The sequence below is a fragment of the Pseudorhodoferax soli genome (genome assembly GCF_003337555.1).
Classification (GTDB): domain Bacteria; phylum Pseudomonadota; class Gammaproteobacteria; order Burkholderiales; family Burkholderiaceae_C; genus Pseudorhodoferax; species Pseudorhodoferax soli.
In genome coordinates this window covers 110,114-122,550 of sequence record NZ_QPJK01000017.1, presented here as the reverse complement: position 1 = coordinate 122,550, position 12,437 = coordinate 110,114, and the positions used below count along the sequence as shown (strand labels likewise).

At 69.0% G+C, this 12,437-nt stretch carries 1 protein-coding gene; it reads right to left on the bottom strand.

All coding sequences use genetic code 11. The features are described from left to right. The coding region (locus DES41_RS36465) for a DUF4347 domain-containing protein (RefSeq protein WP_114472580.1) at positions 1-12,431 on the bottom strand (12,431 nt) is incomplete at its 3' end. Positions 12,432-12,437: the final 6 nt, after the last annotated feature.

Sequence of the window (12,437 nt, the reverse complement as noted above, 5' to 3'; positions counted from 1 at the left end):
TTGGCCGCCGCATTCACATCGGAGACCGCACCGACAGGCGCCTCGTTCACATCGGTCAGGTTGATGGTGAAGTTGGCGCTGGAGGTGCTGCCGTCGCTGGATGTGGCCAAGACAGTGATGCCATGGCTGGTGGCGGCTTCGTAGTTCAAGAGCGTGCCGTCGGCCACGGTCACCACTCCGGTGGTGGCGTCGATGGCAAAGCGTCCGCCCGCGCTGTCACTCAAGCTATAGCTCACGGTGGCCGTGCCGTCGGGATCCGTCGCCTGCGCGGTGATGCCCACGGTGGTGCCGTTGGCGGCGTTCTCGGCCACCTGGTTGGCCGCCGCATTCACGTCGGAGACCGCACCGACAGGCGCCTCGTTCACATCGGTCAGGTTGATGGTGAAGCTGGCACTGGAGGTGCTGCCGTCCGACGAAGTGGCCACCACGGTGATGCCATGGCTGGTGGCCGCCTCGTAGTTCAAGAGCGTGCCGTCAGCCACCGTCACCACGCCGGTGGTGGCGTTGATGGCAAAGCGTCCACCCGCGCTGTCACTCAAGCTATAGCTCACCGTGGCCGTGCCGTCGGGGTCGAGCGCCTGCGCGGTGATGCCCACGGTGGTGCCGTTGGCGGCGTTCTCCGCCACCTGGTTGGCCGCCGCATTCACATCGGAGACCGCACCGACAGGCGCCTCGTTCACATCGGTCAGGTTGATGGTGAAGTTGGTGCTGGAGGTGGAGCCGTCGCTGGAGGTGGCCAGCACGGTGATGCCGTGGCTGGCGGCTGCCTCGTAATTCAGCAACGTGCCGTCGGCCACCGTCACCACGCCGGTGGTGGCGTTGATGGCGAAGCGCCCACCGGCGTTGTTCGACAGGCTGTAGGTGACCGTTGCCGTGCTGTCCGGATCGCTGGCGAAGGCGGTGATGCCCACGGCCGTTCCATTGGCGGCGTTCTCGGCGACGCTGTTGGCGGTAGCGTCGGTGTCGATGGCGGGGCCGACGTCGAACTCGTCCACGTCGGTGACGGTGACCGCGATGGCCTGGGTGTCGCTGGCGGCGCCGTCGCTGACCCGCACCACCACGTCGTAGACGTTGTCGCCGCCGGCATCGCCGGGCGACTCATGGTTCGGTGCCGCCACGAAGCGCAGTGCCCCGGTCACGCTGTCGATGGCGAACAGCGCCGCATCTGCGCCACCGCTGATGGTGAAGGTGAGGCCAGGGCCGTCCACGTCCGTGGCCGTCACCGTGGTCACCGCCGTGGTGTTCTCCGCGATGCTGACCGCCGCGCCGGCGCCGCCGCCGTTGCTGGTGATCACCGGCGCGTCATTGACGGCCGCCACGGCCACATCGCGCGTGGCCGCCAGGCTGCTGGCGGTGCCGTCGCTGACGACGAACGACACGGTGCGCGTGGCCGTGCTCGGGTTGTCGCTGGTGTTGACGTAGGTGACGCTGCGCAGCGCGGCCTGGTAGTTCGCCACCGTGGCGCTGCCCGAGAGCGTCAGCACGCCAGTAGCGGCATTCCAGCTGCCGGTGATGCCATTGGCATCGGTGAAGGCCAGCACGTCTTCGCCGCTGGCGTAGTTGCCGCTGATGCGCACCGTGGCGCCGCTCAGGTTGGCGCTGTCCGCATCGCTCACCGTCAGGCCCGCGTCGATGGCCGTGGCCACCGCGTTCTCGGTGTAGCCCACCGCCGTGCCCGTGGTGGTCACCACCGGCGCGTCGTTCACGACAGTGACCGCGATGTCGCGTGTGGCCGCCGTGCTGGTGGCCGTGCCGTCGCTGACGGTGAACGACACCGTGCGCGTGGCCGTGCTCGGGTTGTCGCTGGTGTTGGCGTAGGTGATGCTGCGCAGCGCGGCCTGGTAGTTGGCCACCGTGGCGCTGCCCGAGAGCGTCAGCACGCCGGTGGCGGCGTTCCAGCTGCCCGTGATGCCGTTCTGGTTCGTGAAGGCCAGCACGTCCTGGCTATTGGCGTAGTTGGCGCTGATGGTGACGGTGGCACCGGTCAGGTTCGCGTTGTCCGCGTCGCTGACGGTCAGGCCGGTGTCGATGGCCGTTGCCGCAGCGTTCTCGGTGTAGTTCAGCGTGCTGCCTGTGGTGGTGGCCACGGGCGCGTCGTTGGCGGCAGTGACCGCGATGTCGCGTGTGGCAGCCGCGCTGGTGCCCGTGCCGTCGTTCGCCACGAACGACACGGTGCGCGTGGCCGTGCTCGGGTTGTCGCTGGTGTTGACGTAGGTCACGCTGCGCAGCGCCGCCTGGTAGCTGGCCACCGTGGCGGTGCCCGAAAGTGTCAGCACGCCGGTGGCGGCGTTCCAGCTGCCCGTGATGCCGTTGGCGTTGACGAAGGCCAGCACGTCTTGGCCGTTGACGTAGTTGGCGCTGATCGTCACCGTTGCGCCGGTCAGGTTGGCGTTGTCCAAGTCGCCCACGGCCACGCCCGCGTCGACGGCCGTGGCCGCGGCGTTCTCGGTGTAGGCGAGCGTGGTGCCGGTGGTCGTGACCACGGGTGCGTCGTTCACGGCCGTGACGGCGATATCGCGCGTGGCGGCCGTGCTGCTGAGCGCGCCATCGCTGACGCTGAAGGACACGGTCCGTGTGGCGGTGCTCGGGTTGTCGCTGGTGTTGGTGTAGGTCACGCTGCGCAGCGCCGCCTGGTAGTTGGCCACCGTGGCGCTGCCCGAGAGCGTCAGCACGCCGGTGGCGGCGTTCCAGCTGCCTGTGATGCCGTTGGCGTTCACGAAGGCCAGAACGTCTTGCCCGTTCACGTAGTTGGCGCTGACCGTGACAGTCGCGCCACTCAGGTTCGTGTTGTCCGCGTCGCTCACCGTCACGCCTGCGTCGACGGCCGTGGCCGCCGCGTTCTCGGTGTAAGCGAGCGTGGTGCCCGTGGTCGTGACCACGGGTGCGTCGTTCACCGCCGTGACCGAGATGTTGCGCGTGGCTGCCGTGCTCGTGGTTGTGCCATCGTTGACCACGAACGACACCGTGCGCGTGGCCGTGCTGGGGTTGTCGCTGGTGTTGACGTAGGTCACGCTGCGCAGCGCCGCCTGGTAGTTGGCCACCGTGGCGCTGCCCGAGAGCGTCAGCACGCCGGTGGCCGCGTTCCAGCTTCCGGTGATGCCGTTGGCGTTGACGAAGGCCAGCACGTCTTCGCCGTTGGCGTAGTTGGCGCTGATCGTCACTGTGGCGCCGGTCAGGTTGACGTTGTCCAGGTCGGCCACGGTCACGCCGGGGTCAACTGCCGTGGCCGCGGCGTTCTCGGTGTAGGCGAGCGTGGTGCCGGTGGCCGTGACCGTCGGCGCGTCGTTCACGGCCGTGATGGTGACCGTCGTGGTGCCGGTGCCGGCCAGCGCGCCGCCGCCGCCCTGGGCGCCCGTGTTGCCGTCGCTGAACGACCAGCCGATCGGCACCGAGGCCGGCGGCGCGTCGCTGCTGTTGGCATACCCGATGGCCCGCAGCACGTTGTTGACCAGCGTCTGCGTGGCATTGCCGTTGAAGCTCAGCACCAGCGTGCCGCCGCTGTTCGTGGTCACGGTGCCGACCGTCGTGCCGCCGTAGACCAGGTTGCCGCCCTGCGTCAGCGCCGACAGCGAGCCGCCCGTGGCCACGAACAGGTCCTGGGCGTTGGCGCCGCCGTTGCGCTGCAGCGTCAGCGTGGCGCCGGCGTAGTTGCCGGCGGCCGCCAGTTCGGTATCCACCACCGTGGCGGCGGGCGCCAGGGCCACCGCCGCGCCATTCTCGGTGTAGGCGGCGCTCGCCGGCACCGTGAGCACCGGCGCCGTGTTGGCGGCTTGCACGTTGGCCGAGAACTCCGAGGTCGAGCCGTAGCTGCTCGCCCCGGTCTTCTCGGTGGCCGTGGCGCTGATCCAGGCGCCGTAGGTCAGGCCCGCAGCGGCCAGCGTGGCGTTGATGCTCGCGTTGCCACTGGCGTTGGTCGTGACATCGACAAAGCCCAAAAACACATTGCCTTCGCCGTTGCCCGAGCCGTCCGTGCCGCCGTAGGGAATGCCGAAGAACTCGATGCGGTAGGTCTTGTTCGCCTCGCTGTTCAGGCTGCCGGTGATCGTGAACTGGTTGCTGGCCAGCCCCACCGTGGCCAGCACCGGGAAGTTCTGCAGGTTGTTGGCACCGCTGTCGCCGTCGCCGGTGTCGTTGGCCGTCACCCCGAGGGCGCCCAGGTCGATGCCCAGCGCGCTGTTGCCGTAGATGGTGTTGCCCAGCACCGCGTTGGCCACGCCTGCCGTCGCGGCCATGAACACGCCCGTGTTGTGGCCCACGACGAGGTTGCCCTCGCCGGCCGCCGTGCCGCCGATCTGGTTGTCGTGCGCACCGCCAGCGAGCCAGACGCCGTAGAAGCCGCCGCTGCCGCCGGCCACGCCAGCTGCGTTGGTGCCCACATAGTTGCCGATGATGCGGTTGCCGGTGGCTGTGCTGGCGTCCAGCACGATGTTGCCGCTGGTGTTGCCACTGACCACGTTGCGGTCGGCCGCCAGCGTGCCGCCGATGGTGTTGCCGCCGCTGCGCACGATGACGCCGAAGGCGTTGGCGCCGCTGCCCAGGCTGCCGTCCGATCCCAGCGCACCGAGGTAGTTGCCGACCACGGTGTTGCCGCTGGAGCCGGGGTTGATGAAGATGCCGGTGTTGAAGTTCTGGATCGACAGGCCGCGGATGGTGCTGCCGCCGCTGCCCGTCTCCAGCCCCAGCCCATTGGTGTTGCCGCCGGTGCCGGGCCCGACCAACACGATGGCAGGCCGGCTGCCGTTGGCCGCGAAGCTGTCGTCGCTGCGCCCGTCGATGAACACGGGCCGCACGATGTCCGGCAGCGGTGTGGCCAGGTTGATGGTGTGCACGCCGGTGCCGGCGATGGCGAAGTTCAACAAGGTGGGCAAGCCGTTGGCCACCGTGTTGTTGATGGCGATGAGGGCTTCGCGCAGGCTGATGAATCCGTCCGCTCCCTTGGTGGCCAGCAGCGTGGAGATGCTGGTGGTATCACCGTCCACAAGGTCGGCCGCCGTGGTCACGACCAGCACGTTCTGCTGCGTGGTGTGGATGGCCACCACGCTGCGCGCGAATTCCGAGGTGCTGCTGAAGCTGCTGTAACCTGCCACTGACCTCGTTGCCGTGGCCGAGATGAAGGCGCCCGCCGCCACCGTGGCCGACAGCGTGCTCGAGAAGCTCGCGTTGCCGCTGCCATCGGTCAGCACGTTGATGAAGCCCAGGTAAGTCTGGCCCTCGCCGTAGCCGCTGGGGTCGTTGACCGTGCTGGCGAACAGCTCGATGCGGATGTAGGTGTTGGCCGTGCTGTTGATGTTGCCGCTGATCTCGAAGCTGCCGCTGCCGTTGGTGCGCGCCACCGTCAGCACCGGGAAGTTCTGCAGGTTGTTCGGGCCGGTGTCGGCATCGCCCACGTCGTTGGCCGTCACGCCCGCCGCGTCCAGGTCGATGCCCAGGCCGGCGTTCGAATGGATGCTGTTGCCCAGGATGGCATTACCGGCGCCGCTGCTCGGGGTGATCCAGATGCCCCGTAGCGCCGAGCCCGCGATCAGGTTGCCTTCGCCGGCCGCGGTGCCGCCGATGGTGTTGTTGAAGGCGCCGACGCGGGCGATCACGCCCTCGGCACCCACACCCAGCGGCGTGCCATTGGCATCGGTGCCCAGGTAGTTGCCGATCACGCGGTTGCCGGTGGCCCCGGTGGTCTCCAGGCTCACGCCGGCACCCGCGCTCTGCATGCCCGAGATCACGTTGCGGTCGGCAGCCGTGGTGCCGCCGATGGTGTTGTTGGCGCTGGCCACCTCCACGCCCCAGGTGACCTCGGCGCTGGCGGCGCTGGTGTAGGTGCCGTCGGCCTGCAGTTGGCCGATGTAGTTGCCCACGATGGTGTTGCCGTCGGAGCCTGCCCGCAGGTAGATGCCGGCGTTGAAGCCGCGGATGACCAGGCCGCGCACCGTGCTGCCGCCGCTGCCGCTCTGCAATTCCAGCCCGAACCAGGTGCTGCCGCTGCCGTTGCCCTGCAGCACGATGGCCGGGCGGTTGCCGTTGGCCGCGAAGCTGTCGTCCGAGCTGGCGTTGATGACCACCGGCTTGGTGATGGCCGGCAGCGCCGAGCCCAGCGTGATGGTGTGCACGCCGGTGCCGGCGATGCCGAAATTCAACAGTGTGGGCAAGCCGTTGGCCACCGTGTTGTTGATGGCGATGATGGCTTCGCGCAGGCTGATGAAGCCATCCGCTCCCTTGGTGGCCAGCAGCGTGGAGATGCTGGTGGTGTCGCCGTCCACAAGGTCGGCCGCCGTGGTCACGACCAGCACGTTCTGCTGCGTGGTCGAGACGGCCACCACGCTGCGCGCGAACTCCGAGGTGTCGCTGAAGCTGCCGTAGCCCGCCACCGACTTCGTCGCCGTGGCCGAGATGAAGGCGCCAGCCGCCACCGTGGCCGACAGCGTGGTCGCAAAGCTGGCGTTGCCGCTGCCATCGGTCAGCACGTTGACGAAGCCCAGGTAGGTCTGGCCCTCGCCGTAGCCGCTGGGGTCGTTGGCTGTGTTGGCGAACAGCTCGATGCGGATGTAGGTGTTGGCCGTGCTGTTGATCGATCCTGTGATCTCGAAGTTGCCGCTGCCATTGGTGCGCGCCAGCGTCAGCACGGGGAAGTTCTGCAGGTTGTTGGCACCGGTGTCGGCGTCGCCGGTGTCGTTGGCCGTGACGCCGTCGACGCCCAGGTCGATGCCCAGGCCGCTGTTCGATCGGATGCTGTTGCCCAGCACGGCGTTGCCCGTGCCCGCGGCGGCGTCGATGCTGACCCCCGCACTCGCGTGGCCCGCAATCAGGTTGCCCGCGCCGACCGCCGTGCCGCCGACCGCCGTGTTGGCGGCACCGCCCGTGATCCAGACGCCGTTGACGGTGCTGGTGGCGCTCACCGTGCCTGCCGCGTCCGTGCCGATGAAGTTGCCCAGGATGCGGTTGCCGGTGGCGGCAGCGGCATCCAGCGTGATGTTGACGGAGGCGCTGCCGCTCACCACGTTGCGGTCGGCCGCCGTGGTGCCACCGATGGTGTTGTTCGCACCGCGCACGAGGATGCTGAAGGCGTTCGTGGCGCCGCCCGACAGGCTGCCGTCCGTGCCCAGCCGACCGATGTAGTTGCCGGCGATGGTGTTGCCGTCCGTGCCGACGTAGATGCCGATGTCGAAGCCCTGGATGACCAGCCCGCGGATGGTGCTGCCGCCGCTGCCGGTATCCAGGTTCAGCCCGTTCCAGCCCCCACCGCTGCCATTGCCCTGCAGCACGATGGCGGGCCGGTTCCCATTGGTTGTGAAGCTCGCGCTGTCGGTGGTGCCGTCGATGACCACCGGCCTGTTGATCAAGGGCAGTTCCGAACCCAGCGTGATGGTGTGCACGCCGCTGCCGGCGATGTTGAAGTTCACCAGCGTCGGCAAGCTGCCGGCCGGCGTGCCGTTGATGGCCAGCAAGGCCTCGCGCAGGCTGATGAACCCGTCCGCGCCCTTGGTGGCCAGCAGCGTGGACAGGCTGGTGGTGTCACCGTCCACCGTGTCGGCCGCGGTGGTTACGACCAGCGTGTTCTGCACGGTCGAGATGGCGACGATGCTCCTGGCGAACTCCGACGTGTCGCTAAAGCTGCCGTAGCCGGCCACCGACTTCGTGGCCGTGGCCGAGATGTAGGCGCCCACGGCCACCGTGGCGCCCAGGGTGGTGGTAAAGCTCGCGTTGCCCGCGCCGTCGGTCAGCACGTTGACGAAGCCCAGCAAGGTCTGGCCTTCGCCATAGCCGCTGGTGGTGGTGCCGGTGTTGGCGAACAGCTCGATGCGGAGGTAGGTGTTGGCCGTGCTGTTGATCGATCCCGTGATCTCGAAGCTGCCGCTGCCGGTGGTGCGCGCCAGCGCCAGCACGGGGAAGTTCTGCAGGTTGTTGGCGCCGGTGTCGGCGTCGCCCGCGTCGTTGGCCTCCACGCCAGTGGCGCCCAGGTTGATGCCCAGCGCGCCGGAATTCAGGCCCGTGCCGTAGATGCTGTTGCCCAGGATGGCATTGCGGACTCCGCTGACCACCTGGATGGCGTCGGCCACTGCGTTGTCCTGGTTGGAGAAGGCCACCACGTTGCCTTCACCCGGCAGCGTTCCACCGACCATGGTGTCGCTGCCGAAGATGCGGATGGCGCTGCCTCGGCTGCCCCAGTTGGCTGTGCCCGCCAGATCGGTGCCGATGCGGTTGCCCTGCACGACAACGCCGCTGGTGCCGTTGAGGATGGCGATGCCCGACAGTGTGCTTTCGCCGATCCAGTTGCCTCTGACCACCGTGCCTGCGCCTGCCTGGTAGATCGTGATGCCTGACTGCACGGTGCTGATGCGGGCGGTTCCCGCAGCGTTGATGCCGATGCGGTTGTTCAGCACCAGTGTGCCCGGCGCGGCAGTGCTGATGCCGATGGCGGCCAGGTCGCCCGCGCCAGACAGCAAGTTGCCTTCGATGCGGGTGTTGGCCACGCCGCTGTTGTTGATCCAGATGCCGGACTGCAGGCCTGTGAAGCCCGTCGTGCCGCTGGCGTTCACGCCCACGTAGTTGCCCAGGATCTGGTTGCCGTTGCCGGCGGTGATCAGGATGCCGTAGGTGCCCGCCGGCGTGCCATCCAGGCCGATCACGTTGCGGTCTGCTGCTGTGTTGCCGCCGATGGTGTTGTTGCTGCTCTGGATCCAGATGACGTCGTCGCCGGAGGCCACGGCCGCCTGTTCCCCATTGGCGCCCACGGCGCCCAGGTAGTTGCCGGCGATGGTGTTGCCGTCGGAGCCAGCCATGATGCGGATGGCCGAGCTGTCCGCGCCGGAAGCGTAGTTCTGGATCACCAGCCCGCGGATGGTGGAGCCACCCGAGCCGGCCGCCAGCCGCAGGCCGTCGGCCACGATGCCGTTCGCGTTGATCACGATGGCCGGCCGCCCGCCGTTGGCCGTGACGCTGCCGGTGTCGGTGGTGCCGTCGATGACCACGGCCTTGGTGATGGACGGCAGCGCCGACGCGAGCGTGATGGTGTGCACCACGTTGCCGCTGATGTTGAAGTTCACCAGCGTGGGCAGGCTGCTGGCCGGCGTGTTGTTGATGGCCAGCAGCGCCTCGCGCAGCGAGATGAACCCGTCCGCGCCCTTGGTGGCCAGCAGCGTGGACAGGCTGGTGGTGTCGCCGTTCACCGTGTCGGCGTTGGTGTCGACGACCAGCGTGTTCTGCACGGTCGAGATGGCGACGATGCTCCTGGCGAACTCCGAGGTGTCGCTGAAGCTGGTGTAGCCGCTGTTGCTCCTGGTGGCGGTGGCCGAGATGAAGGCGCCGGCCGCCACGCTGGCGGAGAGCGTGGTCGCGAAGTTCGCGTTGCCACTGCCGTCGGTCAGCACGTTGACGAAGCCCAGCAAGGTCTGGCCCTCGCCGTAGCCCAGGCTGTCGTTGGCCGTGTTGGCGAACAGCTCGATGCGCAAGTAGGTGTTGGCCGTGCTGTTGAGCGTGCCAGTGATCTCCAGGCTGCCGCTGCCGTCGGTGCGCGCCAGCGTCAGCACCGGGAAGTTCTGCAGGTTGTTGGCGCCCGTGTCGGCGTCGCCCGTGTCGTTGGCCGTGACGTTGTTGAAGCCCAGGTCGATGCCCAGGCCGGTGTTGCTGTAGATCTGGTTCGCCAGGATGGCGTTGCCCGTGCCCGTGTCGGCCGCCATCAGGACGCCACCGTTGGCGCCGCTGAACGCCACCACGTTGTTCTGGATCAGGTTGTTCGCTACACCCCCGCTCAGGAACACCCCCGCACTGCTCAGCATGCCCCAGTTGGCGGTGCCGGCGGCGTCTGTGCCGATGCGGTTGCCCTGCACGATGGTGCCCGTGGCGCCGAAGTTGATCGAGATGCCGCTGAAGGTGGTGCGGGCGACCCAGTTGTTCAGCACCAGCGTGTTGGTGAGGGTCGTCCCCGCCACCTGGATGCCCTGGCCGGGGCTGGTCACGGCCGACAGGCCGTTGGGCATCACGCCGACGTAGTTGCCCTGCACCACGTTGCCCGTGGCGTCGGGACCGTCCGCGGTGACCAGGATGGCGACCTGGGTGATGCCGATGACGACGTTGCGGTCCGCCGCCGTGCTGCCGCCGACCCGGTTGTTGTTGCCGCTGTCGATCCAGATGCCGGTCGGGATCGAGGTGGACAGCATCTGCCCGCCCGCACCGATAGTGCCGATGTAGTTGCCGGCAATGACGTTGTTGCTGGAGCCGATCTCCGTGTAGATGCCGGCGTAGCTGAAGTTCGTGAGCGCCAGGCCGCGCACGGTGCTGCCAGACGCGTCGACGCTCAGCGTGGGGCCGGCTTCGTTGCCGTTGCCATCGATCTGGATGGCCGGCTGGTTGCCGTTGGCGGCGAAGCTGTCATCGGTCGTGGCATCGATGATCACCTGCTCGGTGATGCGCAAGACGATCGGATTGTCCGGGTCAAGCAGCGGCGGCAACGTGATCGTGTGCAGGCCCGTGCCGGCGATGTTGAAGCGGATCAGCGTGGGGCCCGACGCCGCGTTGGCCGCACTGATCGCGGCTTCCAGGGAGCCCGCCCCGCTGTAGGCCGTGGTGGTCACCGTCACCACGTTCATCGCCGTCGTCGCCTGGTAGGCCGAGAACTCCGAGGTCTCGGCCAGCGCGGTGCCGCCCATGCGCGTGGCCGTGGCGCTGATCAGTGCGCCCGTGGCCACGGTGCTGCCTGACAGCGTGGCCTTGAAGCTCACGTTGCCCGAGGCGTCGGTGGTGGCGGTGGTGTAGCCCAGGTAGACGCGGCCTTCGCGGATGGTGGTGCCCGAGGGACTCGCGTAGAAGTCGATGCGGTACTGGCTGCCGGCCGTGCTGTTGAGCGTGCCCTGCATGGCCAGGTAGCCGTTGGCGCTGGTCTGCGCGCCCGTGATCACCGGGAAGTTCTGCAGCGCGTTGGGCCCGGTGTCGGCGTCGCCGCCATCGTTGGCCGTGGCGCCGTCGTTGGCCAGGTCGATGCCCAGCACCGTGGTCTGCGAGATGGTGTTGCCGACGATGCTGGCCACCGTGCCGGCGTTGGTGACCACCACGCCCCGGGCGCCACCGGCGATCACATTGCCTTCGCCGGCGTTGGCGCCGCCGACCGCATTGGCCGTGCCGGCCGAGATGCTGATGCCGGCCGTGGGCGTGCCGATGGTGGTGCTGCCGCCGGTGTTGGTGCCGACCAGGTTGCCCTGGACGGTGAGCGCGCCGGTGGCGCTGCTGACGATGTTGTTGGTGTTGCCCGAGATGAGGTTGCGGTCGGCCAGGGTGGCGCTGCCGATGCTGGTGGCGCCTGTGCCCCCCACCGAGACACCGGTGGCATTGGCGCTGGCCGCCGAGCCCGCCGCGTTGGTGCCGATGAAGTTGCCGGCCACCGTGAGCCCGCCCACGCTGGTCAGGATGCCGGCGCCGCTGAAGCTGCCGATGGCCAGGCCGCGCACGCTGCTGCCGGCGCTGCCCGCGCCGAAGTTCAGGCCGTTGGCACCACCCCCGGCGCCCGCGCCGTTCAGCGCGATGCGGATCACGGCGTTGCTGCCGGTGCTGGCGCTGTTGGCCGTGGCGTCGGATTGGGTATAGCCGTTGATGGCCACCGCGCCGGTGATGGTGGGCAGGGCCGTGGTTGGGCTGATGGTCTGCAGGCCAGCGCCGGGGATGGCGAAGACGATGCTGTCGGCACCGGCGTTGGCATTGGCGTCGGTGATGGCCTGGCGCAGCGTGCCGGCGCCGCTGTCGGCCGTGCTGGTCACGGTGTAGGTGGCCAGCAGACCCTGCCACTGCGCCTGGGTCTGCAGGCCGAAGGCCAGCTGCGCCTCGATGGCGCCGGTCTGCATCTCCAGCGTCCAGTTGCCGCCCAGCGCGGTGGCGCCGGTGGCATCAAGGGAGGCGGCCACGTCGGCACCGGTCAGGTCGGCCAGGCCCTGCACGAGGGCGCGGCCGTCGTCGTCGCTGGCCACGTCGCAGCCGTACAGCAGGATGTCGGCGCCCCGGGCGAGGTGGCTGCCCCAGCCGGCGATGTCGCCTGCCCGCGCGAGCAGGGTGTCGTTGTCCAGTGCGTCCTGGCCCAGCTGCACCGCGCCGCTGCCGCCATGGCTCACGATGTGCAGCGCGGCCACGTCGCTGCGGCCGGCGAGCGCGGCGGTGATGGCGGCCACGCCGTCCTCGTCGGCGCCCACGCGCACGACCTCGATGCTGCGGCCCTCGGCGGCCTGGGCCGCGATGTCCTGCAGCAAGGCGTCGGCATCGGGTACGCGCTCGTCCAGCACCACCAGCTCCACCACCGGCTGCGCCTGCGCAGGGGCGGCGGCCGGGGCCTGCTCGGCGTGCGCCTCCGTCCTGGGGAGCGCGGCGGCCAGCGCCGCGGCCGGGGTGTCGGCCGAATACAGGATGCGCCGCTCGATGTCTTCGAGCAGCGGGCGCTGGCGCGGCGGCAGGGGCATGGCGTT